22 protein-coding genes and 3 tRNA genes are annotated in these 21,837 nt (G+C 28.0%); 10 read left to right on the forward strand and 15 right to left on the reverse strand.

Going from position 1 to position 21,837, the window contains the following annotated elements; translation table 11 throughout:
* Positions 1-18 precede the first annotated feature (18 nt).
* Both JRV97_RS03620 and JRV97_RS03625 read left to right on the forward strand, forming a co-directional pair.
* The gene (locus JRV97_RS03620; RefSeq protein WP_281000263.1) at positions 19-699 is read left to right on the forward strand and encodes an ABC transporter ATP-binding protein; all 681 of its coding nucleotides are present in this window, start codon (positions 19-21) and stop codon (positions 697-699) included.
* Between the two features lie 4 nt (positions 700-703).
* Entirely contained in the window at positions 704-3,460 is a 2,757-nt protein-coding gene (locus JRV97_RS03625) for an ABC transporter permease (protein ID WP_281000265.1), read from the forward strand.
* A gap of 105 nt (positions 3,461-3,565) precedes the next feature.
* On the opposite strand, the gene JRV97_RS03630 is transcribed toward JRV97_RS03625, so the two are convergent.
* From JRV97_RS03630 to JRV97_RS03650, 5 genes are read right to left on the reverse strand one after another with little or no spacing between them, the layout of a single operon-like run.
* Positions 3,566-4,423, reverse strand: a complete 858-nt coding sequence (locus JRV97_RS03630; protein ID WP_281000267.1) for a hypothetical protein — start codon at positions 4,421-4,423, stop codon at positions 3,566-3,568.
* Positions 4,424-4,482: 59 nt separating this feature from the next.
* On the reverse strand, positions 4,483-5,277 hold the full coding sequence (locus JRV97_RS03635) for an ABC transporter permease (RefSeq protein ID WP_281000269.1): 795 nt from the start codon (positions 5,275-5,277) through the stop codon (positions 4,483-4,485).
* Positions 5,278-5,289: 12 nt separating this feature from the next.
* On the reverse strand, positions 5,290-6,090 hold the full coding sequence (locus tag JRV97_RS03640; RefSeq protein WP_281000271.1) for an ABC transporter permease subunit: 801 nt from the start codon (positions 6,088-6,090) through the stop codon (positions 5,290-5,292).
* Positions 6,091-6,101: 11 nt separating this feature from the next.
* On the reverse strand, positions 6,102-6,962 hold the full coding sequence (locus tag JRV97_RS03645) for an ABC transporter ATP-binding protein (RefSeq protein WP_281000273.1): 861 nt from the start codon (positions 6,960-6,962) through the stop codon (positions 6,102-6,104).
* A complete protein-coding gene (locus tag JRV97_RS03650; RefSeq protein WP_281000275.1) occupies positions 6,949-7,581 on the reverse strand; it encodes a TetR/AcrR family transcriptional regulator in 633 nt (210 codons plus the stop codon). Before JRV97_RS03650 ends, JRV97_RS03645 begins: the two co-directional genes overlap by 14 nt.
* A gap of 140 nt (positions 7,582-7,721) precedes the next feature.
* Between JRV97_RS03650 and JRV97_RS03655 the strand changes: the two genes are divergently transcribed.
* On the forward strand, positions 7,722-8,486 hold the full coding sequence (locus tag JRV97_RS03655; protein WP_281000277.1) for a hypothetical protein: 765 nt from the start codon (positions 7,722-7,724) through the stop codon (positions 8,484-8,486).
* A 23-nt stretch (positions 8,487-8,509) separates the two neighbouring features.
* On the opposite strand, the gene JRV97_RS03660 is transcribed toward JRV97_RS03655, so the two are convergent.
* Positions 8,510-11,011: an alpha-amylase family glycosyl hydrolase gene (locus tag JRV97_RS03660; protein ID WP_281000279.1), complete on the reverse strand. Its 2,502-nt coding sequence runs from the start codon at positions 11,009-11,011 to the stop codon at positions 8,510-8,512.
* A gap of 280 nt (positions 11,012-11,291) precedes the next feature.
* Here JRV97_RS03660 and JRV97_RS03665 point away from each other — a divergent pair.
* From JRV97_RS03665 to JRV97_RS03675, 3 genes are all read left to right on the forward strand, one after another.
* Positions 11,292-11,367 (forward strand) — tRNA-Lys (locus JRV97_RS03665).
* Positions 11,368-11,388: 21 nt separating this feature from the next.
* Positions 11,389-11,474 (forward strand) — tRNA-Leu (locus tag JRV97_RS03670).
* A 12-nt stretch (positions 11,475-11,486) separates the two neighbouring features.
* Positions 11,487-11,561: transfer RNA gene (locus JRV97_RS03675), tRNA-Gly, on the forward strand.
* Between the two features lie 37 nt (positions 11,562-11,598).
* Here JRV97_RS03675 and JRV97_RS03680 read toward each other — a convergent pair.
* The gene (locus JRV97_RS03680; RefSeq protein WP_281000281.1) at positions 11,599-12,078 is read right to left on the reverse strand and encodes a metallophosphoesterase; all 480 of its coding nucleotides are present in this window, start codon (positions 12,076-12,078) and stop codon (positions 11,599-11,601) included.
* A gap of 163 nt (positions 12,079-12,241) precedes the next feature.
* Between JRV97_RS03680 and JRV97_RS03685 the strand changes: the two genes are divergently transcribed.
* The gene (locus JRV97_RS03685; protein ID WP_281000283.1) at positions 12,242-13,453 is read left to right on the forward strand and encodes an MFS transporter; all 1,212 of its coding nucleotides are present in this window, start codon (positions 12,242-12,244) and stop codon (positions 13,451-13,453) included.
* 151 nt (positions 13,454-13,604) lie between these two features.
* Positions 13,605-14,945, forward strand: coding sequence for an FAD-dependent oxidoreductase (locus tag JRV97_RS03690; protein ID WP_281000285.1), 1,341 nt, complete (start codon positions 13,605-13,607; stop codon positions 14,943-14,945).
* A gap of 56 nt (positions 14,946-15,001) precedes the next feature.
* Here the strand turns inward: JRV97_RS03690 and JRV97_RS03695 are convergent, their stop codons facing one another.
* The 8 genes from JRV97_RS03695 to JRV97_RS03730 all read right to left on the reverse strand — a co-directional run bounded on the left by JRV97_RS03695 (position 15,002) and on the right by JRV97_RS03730 (position 20,628).
* The gene (locus JRV97_RS03695) at positions 15,002-16,867 is read right to left on the reverse strand and encodes an NAD(P)/FAD-dependent oxidoreductase (RefSeq protein ID WP_281000287.1); all 1,866 of its coding nucleotides are present in this window, start codon (positions 16,865-16,867) and stop codon (positions 15,002-15,004) included.
* 23 nt (positions 16,868-16,890) lie between these two features.
* Positions 16,891-17,166 (reverse strand): 4Fe-4S binding protein, encoded by a 276-nt coding sequence (locus tag JRV97_RS03700; RefSeq protein ID WP_281000288.1) that lies wholly within the window; start codon positions 17,164-17,166, stop codon positions 16,891-16,893.
* 20 nt (positions 17,167-17,186) lie between these two features.
* Positions 17,187-17,519 carry a NifB/NifX family molybdenum-iron cluster-binding protein gene (locus tag JRV97_RS03705; RefSeq protein ID WP_281000289.1) on the reverse strand — a complete coding sequence of 111 codons (333 nt, stop codon included), beginning with the start codon at positions 17,517-17,519 and terminating at the stop codon, positions 17,187-17,189.
* Between the two features lie 12 nt (positions 17,520-17,531).
* On the reverse strand, positions 17,532-17,876 hold the full coding sequence (locus tag JRV97_RS03710; RefSeq protein ID WP_281000290.1) for a NifB/NifX family molybdenum-iron cluster-binding protein: 345 nt from the start codon (positions 17,874-17,876) through the stop codon (positions 17,532-17,534).
* Between the two features lie 16 nt (positions 17,877-17,892).
* On the reverse strand, positions 17,893-18,765 hold the full coding sequence (locus JRV97_RS03715; protein ID WP_281000291.1) for an ATP-binding protein: 873 nt from the start codon (positions 18,763-18,765) through the stop codon (positions 17,893-17,895).
* Positions 18,762-19,610: an ATP-binding protein gene (locus JRV97_RS03720; RefSeq protein ID WP_281000293.1), complete on the reverse strand. Its 849-nt coding sequence runs from the start codon at positions 19,608-19,610 to the stop codon at positions 18,762-18,764. Before JRV97_RS03720 ends, JRV97_RS03715 begins: the two co-directional genes overlap by 4 nt.
* Before the next feature lie 470 nt (positions 19,611-20,080).
* Positions 20,081-20,347, reverse strand: a complete 267-nt coding sequence (locus tag JRV97_RS03725) for a DUF5320 domain-containing protein (RefSeq protein ID WP_281000295.1) — start codon at positions 20,345-20,347, stop codon at positions 20,081-20,083.
* Positions 20,344-20,628, reverse strand: a complete 285-nt coding sequence (locus tag JRV97_RS03730; protein ID WP_281000297.1) for a DUF5320 family protein — start codon at positions 20,626-20,628, stop codon at positions 20,344-20,346. Before JRV97_RS03730 ends, JRV97_RS03725 begins: the two co-directional genes overlap by 4 nt.
* Positions 20,629-21,129: 501 nt before the next feature.
* On the opposite strand from JRV97_RS03730, the gene JRV97_RS03735 reads away from it, so the two are divergent.
* Together JRV97_RS03735 and JRV97_RS03740 are read left to right on the forward strand one after the other, a co-directional pair.
* Entirely contained in the window at positions 21,130-21,534 is a 405-nt protein-coding gene (locus JRV97_RS03735; protein ID WP_281000299.1) for a nucleotidyltransferase substrate binding protein, read from the forward strand.
* Complete coding sequence (locus JRV97_RS03740; protein WP_281000301.1) at positions 21,531-21,836, forward strand: nucleotidyltransferase family protein; 306 nt, start codon at positions 21,531-21,533, stop codon at positions 21,834-21,836. Before JRV97_RS03735 ends, JRV97_RS03740 begins: the two co-directional genes overlap by 4 nt.
* Position 21,837 lies beyond the last annotated feature (1 nt).

The raw sequence follows: 21,837 nt of genomic DNA on the forward strand, positions 1-21,837 counted from the left end.
AATTTTGGAGGTGTTATTATGATAAAAACAATAAATTTAAAAAAGATTTATAAAAATGAAGAAATAGAAGTTCATGCATTAAAAGGAATAAATCTAGAAATAAAAAATGGAGAAATGGTTTCAATTTTGGGTCCATCGGGTTCTGGAAAGTCAACTCTTTTAAATTGCTTATCTGGAATAGACAAACCTACTGAAGGAAAAGTTATAATAAATGATATTGATATAACAACATTAAAAGATGATGATTTAACTAATTTTAGAGCAAAAAATATGGGTTTTATATTTCAATTTTTCAATCTAATTCCTGTTTTAAATGCTGTTGAAAATGTAGAATTACCTCTGCTTATATTAGGTTATGATGAAAAAAAAGCCAGAGAATTAGCAGAGGAAATGTTGATAGAAGTTGGATTAAAAGATAGAATGAAGAGTTTTCCAAATATGCTCAGCGGTGGAGAGGCTCAAAGAGTATCTATTGCCAGGGCCCTTGTAACAAAACCAAAAATTATCTGGGCAGATGAACCAACAGGTGCTCTTGATACAAAAACTGGTATGAGTGTAATGAATTTAATCAGAGAATTAAATGAAAAAAATAATCAAACATTCGTAATTGTTACACATGATCCACGAATAACTGAATACACCCAAAGAATTTTAAGGATGGATAGTGGCTTTTTAACAGAATACGAAAATTTGGGGTGATAATATGTTTATGTGGATTATTTTAATTATTTCAATATTATCAATATTTTATTTTTTTATCAAAGCTTCTTTTCATAAACATGTTTTAAAAATTGCATTTAGAAATATTTTTAGAATAAAAAGAGAATCTTTTTTGATGATCCTTGGATCTATGGTTGGAACCGCTTTTATTATAGGTTCTCTTGGTATGAATGACTCCTTTAAAAATTATATTTACAAAAGTGTTGATATGTTTTTTGGAGAAATAGATGAGGTAATAAATTCAAAAGTGAGTTTAGATTATAATAAAATTGAGCCATTCATAAAAGAATTAAAAGAAAAAGATTTAATAGATGGGGTTATACCTATATTTTTTAAATTATACCCTGTAACCAAGAAAGGCAATATTCAGGGGTTAAAAATTTCCGAATTAGCTCAGGCAAGTATAGTTGGTATGAATTATGAATTAACAAAATCTTTTGGAGAAGAAAAAATAAATATTCCATCAGAATTTTTTAAATTGAAAAATAATGAAGCAATTATAACAAAAAGATTAGCAGACAGATTAAAAATATCTGAAGGAGATTATATAGAAATAATAACAGGAGCTTCTCCAATAAATATATTATTTCCAAAGAGATTTAAAGTCATAAAAATAATAAATTCTAAAGGTGTTTTAAATTATAGAGGATTAGACGCTAATAATGGAATTGGTACAGTATTCATTACATTAAAAGCTGGTCAAAATATGACTAAAATCCCAAACAATAAATATTATCAAATTTTAATTTCTAATAAAGGTGATTTTATTGCAGGTAATAAGTTAACTAATACAATAAAAGATTTATATACTAAATATAACATTGAAGGAGAATTTATCCCTGTAAAAAATAATCAAATTAAAGCAGTAGATAGAGGTGGAGTTTCATATATCTTCTTAGCTTTAAGTTTATTTGCTATAATTTCAGGTGGCGTATTGATTATTAATATGTACTCTATGCTAGTAGCAGAAAGGAAAAAAGAATTAGGAGTGTTAAGAGCAATAGGGTTTAAAAAGAAAGATATTAGAAATATCATTTTTTACGAAAGCATTTTTTATACTATTTTTTCAATTCCTTTTGGAATATTCACAGGTTTATTGATTTCAAGATTTACTTTTTCAAAAGTTACAACTTTATTTAAATCACTATCATCATTTGAAAATATAATAGGTGAAATACCATTAATTGACTCATATTATATTTCTCCAAATTCTATTATTATAGGTATAGCTGTAGGAATATTATTGCCATTAACAATAACATTTTGGTATTCACACTCAATAGGTAAATTAAATATAGTAAATGCCATAAAAGATTTAGAAGAAGAAAAAAAGAAAACTAAATTTGAAAAATATAAGTATGCAATCGAAAACAGCTTTGCTATTATAGTTTTTATTATTGCATTATTTTTAAAGATAGATAGTTTAATAATTTTAGGCGTAAAAAGCTTTTTAATATTGATTTCTGCAATTATGATAACTACTTTTAACCTAAAATATATTGAAATATTCCTATTAAATATTATAAGACTTAAGGGAAAGTTCGTTCCTATATTAAAAATAGCATTTTCTTATCCTATGAGAAACAGAAAAAGAACAGGGGCTATTATTACACTATACGGAATGGTCATATTTATTATTGTTATTTTAACAATACTTCCATATATACAGCAAGAACAATTAAAAAGCTCAAGAGATACATTATTTGCTGGCTTCGATGGAGTAGTTGTTGAAATGCCAACTAATTTATTTCCTGTTAAAATAGATGAAGAAGAATTTAAAAATGTTAATGGAATTAATAGTGTTGGAGAATTTTATTTTTTAAAAGCAAAAAATGAAGAAAAAGAAGACTATGCTTTAGTGTTTGGATCAAAAGAATTTTTCACACAAAACAAATTAAAAATAAAAGAAACTATAAAAGAATTTAAGAATTTATCTAATAAAGAGGTTTGGTTAAAAGTATATAACAATCCAGAATATGCTATTATTCCTGAGCGTTTAACAGATCCAAAATATGGTTATAATTTTGAATTGGGTAAAACGTATACTGCCTATATCCCTAAACAATCATTTGGCCCTAATCAAAATGAGACAATAACTGGTACAATTACATTTAAAATAGTGGCTATTACTTCAAAAATAAGTGAATCTTTAGCAATGGGTCCAGTTATGAGTATAAATAATAATAATATAGAAAAATATAAAAAAGATGCTATACATGGTTTTTTCTTTTCTATGAATTCAAAATTTAAACAAAATATAGAAAAATACTTAAAAAGTAAAAATCAATTTTATATATTTGTAGATGATTTACTCAATTTAGGATTAAAAGCCTCTCAAGGGATGGTGAGTATATTCAATTCATTTTTATACTTTGGATTGATGGTAGGAATAATAGGTATTGCAATAACAATGATGAAATCGGTAAATGAAAGAAGAAGAGTTGTTGGAATGCTAAAAGCTATAGGTTTTACAAAAAATATGGTATTTTTATCTTTCTTTATAGAAGCGACAATAATTATTATATTAGGAATAATTATTGGAGTATCATCTGGAACTTTTACAAGTTATTTGATTTTTACAAGATTATTTGCTGATAGTGGTGCTGTTTTTAAAATTCCATATGGAAGCTTATCTTTAATGTCTCTCACGTTTTATTTGATTTCTGTAATATTTATTTATCTTCCGTCAAAAGCCGCTTCCAAACTATCCCCAAATGAAGCAATGAGGTCATTAGATTAACGAGTTATTTTAATAAAAAACAGGCGAAATCATCGCCTGTTTTTTTATTAATAAGATACAGCAGTATCTATTATTTGTTTTTATTTGTAAAAAACAAATATTTCATTAGAACTTAACTGTAAAAGACAAATAATAATCTGTTGTTATAAATGGGATATTAATGTCTTTAAATGGATCTTCTTCGTTTAATATAGCAGTATATATAGATGTTAAACTAAATGAATTATATATATAATCTGTAGCATTGTATCCTTGTAAAAATTTCAAAAATCCATCAACTAAAGTTATCCTATAACCTAATTCAACACCAAATACATCTCCTGAATAAAATCTTATGCCGCCACGTCCAATAGAATAAAGTGACTCGTCTTTAGCTTTTCTTATAACCTGATTAAAATCTGGGTCATTAGGATCTGGATTTACATTTACTGAAAGTAGATATCCTCCTTCAACACCTCCGAATAACTCCAAATTATCTGCTAAATAATATCCCAATTGAGAAAAACCTTTGATTGTTATAGCATTTAATCCTAAATTAAATGGTTTATTGTTTACATCATTAATTTGCATAGATATTCCATATAGAGATGGTTGAATGTGTGTTTTTAGTGAAAAATTCCCAAAATTAAAATTATTATGATTATACCCATTAAAATAATAAATATATAAATATCCATCAGTTGGTCTGGGCTCTCCAAAATATGATGGCAAAACAAACGGATCTATAATTCCCCCATTTAAATCTAACACTATATTTTTTTCTAAATAATATCTAAATCCAATATTATATACTCCTAAAATATCTAATAATGGGGCAGTTGAAATTTCTATAGAAGAGAGTGAATAACCTATATTCTCAAAATTAACAAAGAAACCTTGTTCATGTTGAGGAACAATATCAGATTTTATTGCGAATCCAAACACACTAATAATAAGTAATGATATAATGATGATTTTTTTCATATTATCGCCTCCTTAATTATATTATACACCTTTAATATGCAAATGGGCTACAATAGCACCTAAATTAATATATCCTCTTTTTCAAAAATTTTTCCTGCAATAATTGTTATTATGACTCCTAACATAATAAAAAGTATAGAATTTCCTATATAAACTTTAGAGTATTTAACAGTATTACCTAAAGGAATGTATTTAAACAATGTTAAATTTCTTATCCATTCATACTTTTCATCAACATTTCCTAACATATCGGCAACAAACATTATTAAAAAAATACCCATTGTAGTCGATATTGTTGTAAAAGAATTTTGGAAAATAACAGAAAACAATATCGTTAAAGCTCCAAAAAGAATTTCTATAACATACAAATATAATGCAAAACCGGCTAATATAGACGAATTATAATCATAATGAACATATATACTAAATAGCCATAATACAGATATACAAAATATTAAAGCAAATAATGTGTAATATATAAAGAGCGTATAAGCTTTTTTCATGAATATTTTATTTCTTGAATATGGTTTTGTTAAAATATATTCTATAGTTTTTGATTCAAATTCTCCAACAAAAATATTAGCAGCCAAAGTCACAGCAAAAATTGCCGCAAAAATTTCAGCCATTATCATAACTTTTGCACTAAAAAAGCCTTCAGGAGTAATAAAATTCTCATTAATATTGAAAAGTTTTAACATGAATTTTGGCATTGATTTAATAAAATCTTGTAAAGATGCAGCATCTTCCATAATCACATCCACAAAAGGAGCAATCATACCAGAAAAAAATAACAATACAATAGTCCATATTAAAAATGGTTTATAATTAAATTTTAATTCTTTTTTTAATAACATATCAGCACCCCCCTATACGCTTATATCTTGTTTCTCAAATAGTTTTTGAGAAGCATAGAATATCATTAAAGAAATTAAAATGATAATGAACGAGTTTAATAAATAAATATTCTCACTTTTTAAAGTTTCTCTAATTGGGATATAATAAAAAACACTAAGTTTTCTTAAAAGTTCGGTATTTTTAACTCCTTCAGTAACAGTATATCCGAAATACATAAAAAATAATAATCCTAATGATATAGAATTGGTCAATTTTCTCGTTTGAATTAATGTTGAAATTAAGGTTGCAATTGCAGCAAAAAAGATTGCAATTACAAAAAGATAGATAGCTAAAGCAAATAAAATGTTGTTACTAAATTCTCTATTCACAAATTGATTAAAAAACCAGAATTCAGTTCCTAAAAAAACTAAAAATAAAATTATTGCATTGATTAAAATAACAGAAAATTTATGTAAAAATATTTTATTTCTGGAATATGGTTTTATTAATAGATATTCAATTGTCTTATTATCATATTCACCTGCAAATAATTTACTAGCTAACATAGATGCATATAATCCAAAAAATATGAACATAAATGTCATACCTTCTGTACCCAACATTCCTTCAGGTCTTAATAATGTCTCTGGATCCATATTAAAAGCATCAAGAAAAGTTTTTGGCATTCTTTTTAATAAATTCATAAAGGCTGAATTTTCTTCGCTTATTATATCAGATAAACTTATAAACATTAAATTAAATAAAGTAATTACAATAATCCAGATAAAAAGATTTTTAAAATTAAACTTAAATTCTTTTTTTATTAAATTCATATCAGCACCCCCTATTTATATAGCTCTAAGAAAATATCTTCTAAAGCAGGGTTTTTGATTTCTATATCAGAAAATTCTGTTTTTACTAAATCTTTCAGAAAAATTTTTAACTCCGCACTTTTAATCTCAAATGTATATGTTGTATTTTTATTTTTCGAATTTTTGTATTTTTTCAAGTCTTCAATAAAGCTCAATCCATACACATTTATTATTTTCTTAGATATATCTTTTAACCCTTCTATAGTTCCTGATTTTACAACAGAGCCATCTTTAATCATTGCAAAAGCATCACATAACTTTTCTACTTCTGATAGTATATGAGATGAAAATAATATCACTGCTCCCATTTCTTTATGTCTTTTAATTAAATCATAGAATTTTTGCTGAACTAATGGATCTAGTCCATTAGTTGGTTCATCTAAAATTAAATATTTCGGCTTATGAACCAATGCTTGTAAAATAGCAACTTTTTTCTTGTTTCCAAGAGACAAAGCTTTAAATTTTTTATTTACTTCTATCCCCAACAACTCAATAATTTCTTTTTCATATTCTCTATCAATATTTTTATAAAATGACCTGTTAAACTCTAAAAATTCAGATATTTTCATATCTCCATAGAAATTTACTTCCCCAGGAATATAACCAATATTTTCTTTAACTAAATCCACATCATATGGCATTTTTTTACCATCTATTAAAGCTTCTCCGTTATCAGGTTTTAAAAAGCCTGTTAATATTCTGATAGTTGTTGTTTTTCCAGCACCATTTGGTCCAATTAATCCTAATATTTCTCCTTCTTTGATTTCAAATGAAACATTTTCAATCCCCCTATGTTTTCCATAATACTTTTTTAAATTATTAATCTTTATCATTTTTACCCCTCCTTATTCCATTTTTAATGATGAACATAAAATCATTAAGAATTTTTTTTATATTTTCATAATCCATACTTTCATTATTTTGCTTTATATAATCTAAAATGAAAATAGATATTTTAGAAATTAAAAAAGAGACCATTTTTAAATCAATATGTTCATATATTTCACCATTATCTTGTGCTTTTTTTAATAATGAAAAAACGAAATTTTCTCCTTGTGAAGAGTATTCTTCTGTAATTTCAGAAACAAACTTTCTATCTTCTAACATAAAATTTTGCCCAATTTTTGCATATAATGGATAATCTAAAGTTAATTTAAAACCAGCTTCGATCATTGCTTCAAACGATTCAAAAAAATCACTTGAATTTCTATTTTTCAAAGAATCTGAGATATATTTTATTTTTAATTGAAATATTTGATCTAAGATATATTTATATAAATCTTTTTTATTTTTAAAATACTGGTAAAAACTTCCTTTAGGGATTTTTGCTTTTTCCACTATTTTATTTATACTGGCTTTTGAAAAAAGGTTTTCACTAAACTCTTCCAATGCAGCATTAATTATTCTTTCTCGCTTTTTTTCCGGTAAATTGAAAAAAGTTTGTTTTGGCAAAACCACCACCTCCTTTACGACTCATCGGTCATATGACCTCTTGGTCATATTATAAACCTAAAATATTACAATAATATTAATAATAAATTTTATGGTAAAATTAATTGAGAAATACTTAGACAATTAAAAGGAGGGAGTTTATGAGAAAAATTATTATTATCATAGTAATTTTATTAAGTACATTATCTTTTTCAGAAGAATTACTAAATCAACTTACCTATGAAGAATATTCTGAAATATCTCAAATTTTATCAAATGACATATTAAACACAGTTAAAGGAAATATTGTTATAAATATTATTACTGAAGCTTCGCCATTAAGGTATTACAGGGATTATAAAAATGAATATTCTGGTTTAACAACATCATTAATAGCTGAGAAAAGTATTCCATTATTAAAATACTCTCCTACTGCTTTTTTATTTTTTACTTTTTCTGCTTTTGATATTATAAAAAACTTAAATTCAGATATTCTTTATTCCTCATTAATGATTCCACTTGGGATAGATTTTTATTTTCTTGCAAATCCTATTTCTATTTCCAGTAAAAACAAATACATTGACCTTATTCTTTTAAAAAATCTTATAGAAGAAAATTTAATTAAGAAGAAAAATTTGATTATTTTGTCGAAAAATTCAGATATAAACGATTATACTATTAACATTTATGTACATAACATAACCCAAAATATTATTACAAATAATTCTGGAATTTCATTTTTAAAAAAATATACCATAAGTTATGTGCTAACAATGGAAATTTTAAATAAAAATCATCAAAAAATATTTCAAAAATCTTATTCAAACCATGAAATAATTAAAAATGAGGAAAAATTTAATGTTCTTGGATTTTTTAGTGATTTAGCTTTATTCGGAACAGGATTAATACTACTATTTAATAAATAAAAGGGAGTGCAAAAACACTCCCTCTATTTTATAGAAATTAATATGTCATCCATGATTTTAGGATCAGTTGGTTTACCTCCACCAAAAGCCCATTGCCCTCCTTCAGGACTTAATGGTCTCAATACCGATTCAATTCCATCATAATCATAGGTAGTCACATAAATACTCCATCCTGTTAAATTATCCGTTTCAAAAACAGACAACGGAATAGTAAAACTCACTGTTGCTAATTGTTTATTAACTTTTATAGTTGGAACTGGAGTTATAGGTTTTCCCATTGTATTTTCGTCAGCACCTTCACTACTGTGTGCAGAAACTACCCATCCTGTTAAATATAATTCATAATCCCAATCCAAACCTTCTGGCATTTTTGCATTTTGATTAGGTAATACTGTAATCCCTTCCTTGTTTGGATTATCAAAAAATATCTGAAAAGTTACATGGTCAAAACCATTTGCAGGTGACCAGCTATCAGTTATCTCTTTCATTATTAAATCTATTTTTAATTGAGTTCCAATCTGTTGCACCCTTACTGCTTTTATATCTTCTTGATTTTTAAATGTTGTATCCAAAGGATACCTATATGTACCAAATGGCCCTTTATCATCACCTAAAACATCTTCAACATAAGCAAGTTCTTTAGATGGAATATCAATAATAATCTCATATGTTTTTGAGTAATTATTAAAAATTGGAGTTTTTCCATATGCTTTTACAAAAACTTTATGCTTCCCAGGAGTAAATGATGCTATTTTTACTGGAATCTCCCAATTTTCAGTTTCTTTCATATTTAATTTAATAGAAGCATACGGTTTTTCTTCACCATCTATTATTAATTTTATACTTTTTGCATTAGAAGCTACACCTTTTATTAAAAAATCTGTTTTAAATTTTTCTTCATCTTTTAAATTTGATATATTTACAAAGACCTTTTTTGACTTGAGAGGTTTCATATTATCCGTAAATTTATAAATAGCTACAGCCTTTCCGTTCATAAGAACATTTAAAACACCGTCATAAGTAATATCTTTTCCTAGCATATTTAAAGCAAAAATATTTTTAAGTACTTTACCTTTTTCTATTTTAAGATCTATCCCTGTTGCATATTTTCTTTTTGCATTTGTATTTATCATAATAAGGTATTTTTCATTCTTATAACTTACTGTATAGGCTAATACTCCTGGTCCCAATTCATCATCAAAAACAACTTCTATACTACCATACCTAAAAGCTTTATTTTCTTTTCTTAATTTTATTAATTCCTGAATAAATTTATATAAATCATTGTTTTCATTAAAATGATCTACTCCATTTGATCCAAATCCTCCTTTAAACATTGTTGCTCTTGTTTCTACAAAACCTTGTTCTGTACCATAATAAATGGTTGGAATCCCTGGAATAGTAAAAATTAAAGTTAAAGCTTGTTTTAAATCATTCTTTGTTGCACCTTTTAAAAATCTATCCATATCATGATTATCAACAAAAGTCACTAATCTTTTAGAATCATAAAATTTTTGTCTTTCTTTTAATCTAAATGCTATATAAGATGTTGGTTTCCCTTCTTTAAAAACACGCTTTATATCTGTCAAAAGAGGAAAATCAAGCATAGAATTATAGCCATCATCGAAATATTCTTTTAAAGTTTTTTCACCAATATTATCAAAAGGTTTTGGTGTAATCCATGCTTCACCAAAAACTATAAAATTCTCTTTTCCATATTTTTTAGCAGTTGAATAAATTCCATCTTTATCATTTAAAAATTTTTTCCAGAATTCATGAGGGACATAGATTGCTGTATCTATTCTAAATCCATCTATTCCAACTTCTTTAATCCAGAAATTATACGATTCTTTTAATGCATTTATAACTATAGGATTTTCTGTATTTAAATCGTCTAAATTAGCAAATTCCATATTTTGTTTATTCGGATCTTTTATATCAGATGGGTAATGATATATATTAAGCTTCCTTTGTTCAGGATCATTGTAATCATTCATATTAAATGGATATTGCGTAGGTTTATTGGTTGGAATACTTTTTTCATTTAAAAAATATTTCCCATCCTTATATATAAAGAAATTTCCCATATGATTCGCTACTATATCTTGAATTACATAAATTCCTCTTTTATGTGCTTCTTCAACTAATTTTTTATATAATTCAATATCTCCAAAATGTTCATCTATTTTTTTAAAATCTCTTGCCCAATATCCATGATATCCTCCATAATTCACGTAACCGTCCCACCATTGATTTGCTACTGGCGGAGTTATCCATATAGCAGTTACTCCTAAATCTTTTATATAATCTAACTTAGAAATAATTCCCTTTAAATCACCACCATTGTATTTTGAGTTTACTGGGCCAGATTCAATCCCATTATCTGTCATAACATCATTACTATAATCTCCATTTGAAAATCTATCAATCATTAAAAAATAAATTACCTGATCTTCCCATTGGATATTATCGGCAAAATATATAGTAAAAACAAAGAAAAAAAGAAAAAATAGTATTTTTTTCATTTTATACACCTCCCAATTTCAAATTCACTCTCATTAATTATACCAAGATATATCCATTTTAAAATTGAAAATTTCGGTAATTAAAGCTATATTTCATGGTTTAATTATCTTTTATTGCTTATAACAAACCAAAACAACTAATAATAAATTACTATTTTTACCTATTTTGTTTAGATTAAATATATCGAAAAAGAAAGTTTTTATTCTCTTAAATAAAAAAGTCTTTTCTTAACTTGACAAATGAAAAAAAATAATATATAATAATACACGGATTGAGCGTGACCCGCTAGCTCAGGCGGTAGAGCACTTGACTTTTAATCAAGGGGCCCTGGGTTCGAGTCCCAGGCGGGTCACCAGTTTTTTATATCTCTGCCATCGCGCGAGTGGCGGAATTGGCAGACGCGCTGGACTTAGAATCCAGTGGGATTTACCCGTGTGGGTTCAAGTCCCACCTCGCGCACCAATTATTATGTATGCGGAAATAGCTCAGTGGTAGAGCACCTGCTTGCCAAGCAGGGGGTCGCGGGTTCGAATCCCGTTTTCCGCTCCATAGAAATTTAAGCTCCCAAGTTAAGGGAGCTTTTTATTTATATTTTCATTATATTTACTTCTTTATCTACCGGATCTATTAAAGCTACAGTAGCCCTTCCAGTAAGCCAACCAGAACCTTCGCCAGGATTTACAATAATAGTTCCATTTTCATTCTTTCTGCTTACTATTTCATGAGTATGACCAAAAAAGACAAAGTCATATAATCCACTTTTTTCAGCAGCATTTAAACTATAAGGTTCATGCATCATTAAAATTCTATATCCATTAATTTTTAATTCTCTGGGGCCCGGCAATATCTTTTTACTTGATCTTTCACTTAACAATAATTTTTCACCATCATTATTGCCAAACACACCATAAAAATCTATTCCCTCTTTTAGAATATATGGTAATACAAATGGCGCCACAAAATCCCCACAATGAAATATCGCTGTAATATTTTCTCTTTCAATAATTTTTTCAATTTCCTTCATTTTATGCATATTATCATGCGTATCAGAAATTAATAACCACATTATCCCACCTCCGTTTTAATTATATCATATAAAAACAAAATAAGGTTTTTATTTTATTTAGATTGTCGATAAAATTTTTTCTAAAAAAATTAATTCATTAATTCATTTATGTTATAATAAATATAATAAAATATTCGCTTAACGAATAAACAAGGAGGTAAATATGGAAAATATAAAAAGAAATTTTTACGCTTTCATATGGCACGCTGTATTTTTAGCCATCGCAAGTTCTTTTATAGAGTTAAATACTGTAATCCCTTCTTTAATCTTAAAAGCTGGAGGAGGAGAAATTATTCTCGGAATTGTCACTGCAATTACAGTCGGAGTTCCATTGTTAGCACAATTATTGTTTGCCAGTTTCCTTGTATCTAAAAAAAGAAAAAAAACATATCTATTAGCTGGAATATACTTAAGAATTTTTTCATTGTTGGCAATTGGTCTTATTTTAATTTCACCTATGCCAAATACAATATTATTAACCTCAATTATAATAATAATATCTATATTTTCATTTAGCGGAGTTTTTGCAGGAGTAAGTTATACCGATCTATTAGGCAAATCTATTCCTAAAGATATCCAAAGAAAATTTATGAGCACAAGACAGATTTCAAGGAGTTCTTTCGCTTTATTAAGTGCATTCTTAGCCAAATATATATTAAATACTTTAAAATACCCAAAAAACTATTCAACTATGTTCTTAATTGCATCTTTTTCCTTATTCATAGCTTCACTTGGGTTTTGGGCTATTAAAGAAAAAGAGATAGAAACAACAAAGAGTTTTCCTTCTTTTTCAGAAATAATCAAAAGCATACCAAAAATATTAACTCATGACAGAAACCTTTTAAACTATGTAATTTTCAGTAATTTAACGGGGTTTGGGCTTATTATCATTCCGTTTTACATTTTATTAGCAAAAAAATCATTCCCTAATGCTTCTAATATGGTAGGAAATTTCTTACTATTACAAATGGTTGGTATAGTATTAGCAAGTTTTTTCTGGGGAAAAATACTTCATAGTAAAGGTTATAAAAGAGTTTTGTTTTATTGCACTATTCTTGGAAGTTTACTACCTTTTGTAGCATTGTATCTTAGTCATACTAATCCTATTATTTATGCTTTGATATTTCTTATTACAGGTTTTACTCTTAGTGCTAGACAAATGTGTTTTGAAGGTGTATTAATTGAAATTAGCAATCATGAAAATAGAGCTTTATATGTAGGAATTTCTGGAGCTCTCAATATAGTTACAGCTATTTTACCTCTAATAATTGGTGCTGTTATTAAAAATATTGGTTTTACAATAGTTTTGTCTTTCGTAAGTATTATGCTAATTAGTAGTATCATATTTTTAAGCAAAATAAAATTAGAACATTAGAAATTTCTAATGTTCTAATTTTATTAATATTATTTTAACTGAATTTATATATCTGTTTTAAAAATATATATGCTTTTTTGTGATATAATATAAACAAGGGATTTTTTGCACATAGTAATGTGAATAATATAACTATATTGGAGGTGTTATTATGAAATATGATATTATTGTTATCGGAGGAAGTGCCGCAGGATTAATTGCAGCAATGACTTCAAGGAAAATCTATAAAGATAAAAAAATATTAGTTGTAAAAAAATTAGAAAAAGAATTAGTTCCTTGTGGAATTCCATATATATTTCACACATTAGGTGCTGTTGAAAAAGACTATATGGGAATAGAGGAGAAATTTAAAGCAAATAATATTGACTTATTAATCGATGAAGTAGTTGATGGGAATGTTCAAGAAAAGAAAATAGTAACAAAAAGTGGAAAAGAATTTGAATATGAAAAATTAGTTATAGCAACAGGCTCAACACCATTTGTTATACCAATTCCTGGTCACGATTTAGAAAATGTTATGACTATTCCTAAAAATTATAAATATTTAGGAAATGTTCAAGAAAAACTTAAAGATGCGGAAAATATAGTTATTATTGGCGGTGGGTTTATAGGAGTTGAAGTCGCCGATGAAATAAAAAAATCTGGAAAAAATGTAACATTGATAGAAGCAAGAGACTACTTATTACCCGCTTCATTTGATGCAGATTTTGGGGAAATAGCAAAAGAAGAAATTGAAAGTGATAATGTAAAGGTATTAGTAAGTACAAAAGTTAAAGAAATTGCAGGAAATGGAAAAGTTGAAAAGGTTATTTTAGAAAATGGTGAAGAATTGCCAGCTGATATAGTAATTATGGCAACTGGTTATAAGCCAAATACAGAATTAGCTAAAAAAATGGGAATAAAAGTTACAGAATGGGGATACATAGAAACAGATGATTATATGAGAACATCAGCACAAGATGTATTTGCTGCCGGCGATTGTGTACAACATAAAGATTATTTTACAGGAAAACCTTCTAGATTAATGCTCGCATCTGCAGCTGTTTTTGATGCAAGAATCGCAGCTTCTAATTTATACAAACTAAAATTACTCAGAACAAATAAAGGCTCATTAAATGCTTATTCAACAATGATTGGAGGAAAAGCATTTGCTGCTGCTGGTATAACCGAAGCAGTCGCTAAAGCAGAAGGATTCGATATTGTAGTTGGTAAAGCAGAAGTAGTTGATAGGCACCCAGGAAAATTTGCTGATGCTTCAAAAATTACCATGAAATTAATTTTCTCGAAAGAATGCGGTTTATTATTAGGTGCTCAAATTGTTGGAGGAAAGAGTGTTGGAGAAATAATAAATATTATCAGTCTTGCTATTCAAAAAGAAGTTAATATAAAAGATTTACTTACAATGCAAATTGGAACACATCCATTATTAACTGCCGCACCAACTGTATATCCTCTTGCAGTAGCTGCAGAGCAAGCTTTAGCACAAATGTAATTAATTATACTAATAATTATAAATACCCCAGTAGATTTTCTACTGGGGTATATTTATTATATTTTTTCTGCCAGTTCTAATGCTTCTTGAGTAGCATCTATAATTTGACCTACTTTCATAGCATCTCCAACTAAATAAACATTGTCAAATTCTTTAGATAATTCTTCATATAATTTATTTTCTGATTTTGTACCTGCTGTTATAACAATATCATCGAATTCTCCTAAAGAACTTTCTTCTCCATCTTTTGCTTTAACAAATACTTCTTTTCCTTTTACTTCTTTTACTAATGTGTTTGTATAAATACTAATTTTGGGGGCATAATTTTTTTGGAACAATTTACTTGCCACTATTTCCATTCCTCTTCCTACCTCGTCTAATGCTTCAATTACTGTAACTTTTTTATTTTCTTTTACCAATGCTTCAGCAACTTCCAATCCTATTAAGCCACCGCCAATAATTAATACCCTCTCCCCTTTGACTTCTTCACCGTCAAAGAAACCAAAACCTGTAATATAACTTTCCAATCCTTTTATAGGAGGAACAAATGGATATGCTCCAGTAGCAACTATTATTGAATCAAATTTTTCATTTTCAAATGTATCTTTTGTTACTTCTGTATTCATTCTTATTTCTAATTCCTTTTCTGCCTTTCTTATTAAATCATCTAATGTATCCTTCATAGATAATTTACCTGGTGATTTATAAGCTAATACCCATTGACCACCTAAATAATTGTTCTTTTCAAATATAGTTACATCATAACCTTTTTTCTTTAAATATAATCCTGCAAATAACCCTGCAGGTCCGCCACCAATAATGGCAACTTTTTTCTTTTCTGATTTTTCTACAACAAATTCTTTATGAACCTCCGGATTTGCAATACAACCTATTGGTTTTCCAGCTTTTACATTACCAAGACATCCTTGCAAACAACTTCCACATCTTAGATAATCATCTGAATTGGATAGTATTTTATTTGGAAAATCAGGATCTATAATTAATTGTCTTCCAAAAACTACACCATCCACAATTTTTCCTTCAACTAAATATTTATATCTTTCATCTTTATGCATTCTACCGGCTGCTATAATCGGCAATGTTGTTAATTCCCTTATTTCTTTTAATTTGTTATCCATAACTTCTAATGGTAATGACATATGATTATAATACCAAGGAGCAGAATCACATGCATTGCCCCATCCAACATGAATTGCTGAAACTCCAAATTCTTCAGCTAATGCAAATATTTTTGATAAATCTTCATTAGTAATACCATTTTCTACAAATTCACTACCTGAAACTCTAATAAATAATGGAATTTCAAGATTTTCTGTCACAGCAGTTAAAAGCTCTCTGGCAAATTTGAATTTATCTTTTCCATATTCATCTATTCTTTGATTTAATTTTTTAGAATAAAATTGATGAACGATATATCCATGGCCAAATTGAATTTCAACTCCATCTACTCCAGCTTTTTGTGCTCTCAATGCATTTTCTTTAAATGCATAAATTAGTTGTTCAATTTGATAATTGGTTAATTCTTTTGGAGTTTGACCTGTTGATGGACATTTAATTGGTGATGGGGCTAATATTTCACCTGATGCTTTAGGATTAGCTGCTCTTCCAGCGTGATTTAGATGTACTACTAACTTTGTATCGTATTGATGTAATGCATCTGCTAATTTTTTTAGCCCTTCAATATGTTCATCAGTGTTTAACATAGTTTGTTTTGGATGCTCTTTTCCAGAAGGTAAAACAGAAATGGGCTCTAAAATAATTGTGCCGACTCCACCTTTCGCTTTTCTTTCATAATACTTAATTTGTTCTTCAGTGATAAATCCTGTTTTTGGTGTAGCTAAAGCCGTTTTCACAGGTGCCATAAAAATATGATTTTTCGTTTCAAATTTTCCAAATTTCAAGAAAAATCACCCCTTTTTTGTTTTTAATATCCCCTATTTCTTCCTAAACCTTTACCCATTCCTCTGCCCATACCATGTCCAAGTCCTCTTCCTCTACCCATACCACGCATTGCTGGATTTTCCGAATTAGGTCTTATTGCATCTTTCGGACATTTTTCCATACATAACCCACATCTTGTACATATATCATTATTTATATATGGATAACCATCATTTTTAAGTGTTATTGCTCCTTCAACAGGACATACATTTACACATATCTTACATTTTACACATTCACTTTCTTTTACCCATGGCATATTCTCACCTCCCAGGAAAGTTATTCTACTTCCCCTGCTAACATAAATCTTACTTCTTCTAAAGCATCATCAATGGTTTTACTTTCAACTATTAAAGGCTTATAGCCTAATTTATCTAATTTAATCATTGAACCTTTTCCCATGGAATTACCTACCCACACTTTACAATGTCCTAAAAATTCTAAAATTTCCTCAACCTTTGCATGCATATGTGTTTCAGCATAAGGATTTTTTATTTCTTCAACTTTAGTGAAATTTTCACCATCATATTCGTATACAACATATATATTTGAATGTCCAAAATGTTCATCATTTATATGTATTCCATCTTTTGTACCAAATGCTATTTTCATAATATCAACTCCTTAATGTGTTGCATTTTCAACCTTTTCTAATTTTCCATTTTTATAATTTTCAATAATATTTGATAATGTGTCTTTTTTTGTTAAATATACTTCAATTCCTGCAGCATTTAATACTTCAAAAGCATTTTTACCTACACTTTCTAAAACTAAGACATTTACACCTTTTTCTGCTAACATTTGGGAAACTTTTGGTCCCATTCCATGAGCATCATTGGCAGTATTTTCTACTACTTCTACAATTTCATTTTTTTCTAAATCATAAATAACAAAAAGTTCTGCTCTTGCAAATCTGTCATTACTTAATGAATCTAATGTTTTTCCTTGTGATGGTATTGCTAATTTCATACTAACACCTCCAAATTTATTTTAATTTTTCCATTACTTTTTCAAATATCTCTTTTATAGCTTTTGCGGCTATACTATCCTCATAATTAACAATTGGGTTTATTTCAAGATTAGATTTTTCAACTGTTTCATCGAAAGGAATTTCGCCTAAAATTTCAATATTATCGCTTATACAATAATTTATTATTTCTTTACTTACAACAGGGTTTAAATCATATTTATTTATAACAACACCAAATGGTCTTTTAAAATATCTAACTGTTTCAATGATTCTTTTTAAATCATGTAATCCAGAAGAAGTAGGTTCCGTTACTATAACAACATAATCTGTTGCAGTTATAGATGATGTAGCAGGACATCCTATTCCAGGAGCTCCATCAATTAATACAATGTCTTTACCTTTTTCCTGAGCTTTATTCATAGCTAGTTTTCTTACTTCTGCAACCAAACCTCCAGATGTTTCTTCGCCAGGATTTAAGTTAGCATGAACAATATCTTTTTCATCATTCACAGAAGAATAATAATATTCTCCAGATAATGCTGTTTCTAATCTAATAGCATCTTGAGGACAAGCAATCACACATGCGTTACAACCTTCACAGGCATAAGGATCTACATCATATATACCATTCTCAAAGGTAATAGCTTCAAATCTACAAATATTTTTACAAATTCCACATTTATCACATTTATTTTGATCGATTATAGCTTTTTTTCCACCATAATAATCATATTTTTCTTTTAATTCACCGTTGAACATAAGATTGAGATTTGCAGCATCAACATCACAATCTGCAAGAACAGCATTATTTAATAATGCACCAAATGAAGAACTTAACGTTGTTTTACCTGTTCCACCTTTTCCGCTAACTATAGCTAATTGCTTCATTTAATCATCCCCTTTATTGTATCGAAGACGTTATTGAATTTTTCTTCCCATTCTGGCAAATGTTCTGCAAATATTTTTCCTTCAGAATACAATTTAGCAATATTTCTATCAAAAGGAATCTTTAATAATATAGGAATATTTTCTTTTTCTGCATATTCATCAATCATATTTGTTTTACCAGTATCTCTATTGACTATAATTCCGGCAGGGATTTTCATTTCTTTTACCAAATCCACTGCTAATGAAAGATCATGTAATCCAAATGTAGTTGGTTCTGTAACCAAAATTGCAAAATCCGTATTTCTTAGACTTTCAACGACAGGACATGATGTTCCTGGTTGAGAATCGATTAATATTACATCAGCATGTTCATCAATATGTGTTTTTAATTGTCTTATTATTCTAACACCGGATGGTTCTCCTATATTTAATAGCCCCATTCCAAATTTTAAATTATCATTTATTTTACCTAAACTTATTTTTCCAAGACTTTTTGGTTTTTCTGTAATAGCATCAACAGGACATACCATAGCACAAGCGCCACAACCATGACATAAACTTTCAAAAACCATAGTTCCCGTTGGAAATACAGAAATAGCACCGAATTGACATGCTTTTGCACATTCCCCACACCTTATACATGCATCATTATCTACTACAGGTAATAGCATATCAACACTTTCTTCTTTTTCAAAATTTATGTCAAAAAATAAATGATCATTAGGTTCTTCAACATCAACATCTAATAATTGAACATTGTATTTTTTAGAAAGAGCATAAGCTAAATTAGTAGAAACAGTTGTTTTGCCTGTTCCACCTTTTCCGCTTAATATCGTAATTCTCATATTCAGCCTCCTATTTTAAATTATCATATATATATATTATATCACTATATATACATAAATTATATATAATTAAAATTGTTGATAATATAAAATATTTAAAATAATATTTGTCATCCGGTGAAAATTCTAATCCTCAAAATTGGAATCAAAATAAAACTCATTCAAACGTTTGATTGCTAATCTGAAAAAATTAATCATTCTCGGTTTCCGTTCAGACTCGCATCCATGCTCGGCTTCACTCAAAATCACATCCATGTGATTTTGGAAACCTTCATTCATAATTTTTTCAGGCAATCTTCGAGTTTTCATTCGTTTTATTTTTGAATTCCAATAATATACATGATTTCATTCACATTTTTCGGGAATTTTCAAGGATTCTCTCATATTATTTTTTCATATTTTATTTTACTTTATCTATAAACTGATTTATATTAAAGAGGGTTGAAAAACAACCCTCTTTAAATATTTATTTACCACCAACCTCTACCGTATCCGGCTCCACGGCCTCTTCCATAACCAAAACCTCTACCAAATCCTCTTCCGTATCCAGCTCCATACCCATAATATCCCCTACCAAAACCTCTTCTTAATCCATAAAAAGCATTTGTAAATGGTCTAAACCAACCATATCTTGGACTAACAGGTGCAGCAGCATAATTTGGGTTAGAACATGGTCCTAGTCTTCTTCCAACTGGCCCTGTACCCATTGGTCCTGTGCCATCAAATCCTGGCATCATCTGTCACCTCCTTGAGAATATTTATCAATATCTCTTAATCGTTCTTCTACAAAATGTAGTTCTTCTTCAAGATATCTCTTGTAATCTAATAGCATAGCTTTTTCTTCTTCTACTGATGGTCTATAATAATCATAGTATTCTGCACCATATCCGAATCCTCTTCCATAGCCTCTACCAAATCCAGCGCGGTAACCAAAACCTCTTCCCATACCTCTACCAAATCCTCTTCCGCGACCCATTCCTCTTCCATAACCGTATCCATAGTCGTCATAATATGCCATTTCACTCACCTCCTATATGTATTTTATATATACCTTCTAATATTATTATATATTTTATACATATATATGTCAACTATTTTTGTTGAATTTAATGTTAAAAATCAGAGAAATTTTATCTGTTATAATACAATTAGATTGTCCAAAAAGTATAAAAGAAACGAAGACTCGAAAATTATTTGATTTTCATAAGAAAATTTATAAAAATAATGTGATGAACCATTGAAAATTCCTGAGAAAATTCGAATGGAGCAGGTCAATTTTGCATGGATGCAAAATTGAGTGAAACCGAACATGGATGTGAGTTTGATACGGCCTGCGAAAATGAGAATTTTCGAGGATTTAGAATTTTCACCTGGTGAAGAACATTATTTTATAATTTTCTTAATTTTTAAAAATAAGCAATCAAGCTGTCTGAGTGATTGTATCTTTTTGGACAACATAATACAATTAAAGAACTATTTTTTGGTATAATAAATATATATTATAAAAGGAGAGATTTTAATGAATAAAAAAGATATACGATGGAAGCAAAGATTTCAAAATTTTGAAAAATCATATAAGTTATTAAAAAAATATATCAATATGGAAGATATGGATGAATTAGATAGAGCAGGAATTATACAGTTTTTTGAAATGTCATTCGAATTATCATGGAAAGTATTAAAAGACTTTTTGGAATATAATGGATATCTTGTAAAAAGCCCAAGAGAAGCTATAAAACTTGCATTTCAGCTTGAATTTATAGATAATGGAGAGCATTGGCTCAAAGCCTTAGAAGATAGAAATTTGACAGTGCATACTTATGATGAAAATACTGCAATGGAAATAGTGAAAAAAATTAAAGAAATATATTTACCAGAATTAGACAAATTTTATGAAAACATGTTAAAGGAGTTAAAGAAATGAAATTTGGTTTAAAAGAAGAACATTTAAAAATTATTATAGATTTTATAAAAACTATTCCAGAAATAGAAGAAGTTTTGATTTTTGGAAGCAGGGCTATGGGAAATTATAAGAAAGGATCTGATATAGATCTTGCTATTAAAGGAAAAGAAATTACACGTGATTTGCTATTAAAAATTAGTTTTTATTTAAATGAAGAGACATATTTGCCTTATTTTTTTGATGTTGTTGATTATAATAAAATAGATAATCCAGATTTAAAAAAACATATTGATACTTATGGAATAGTGTTATATAAAAAGTAGG

The sequence above is a fragment of the Marinitoga aeolica genome (assembly GCF_029910535.1).
Classification (GTDB): domain Bacteria; phylum Thermotogota; class Thermotogae; order Petrotogales; family Petrotogaceae; genus Marinitoga; species Marinitoga aeolica.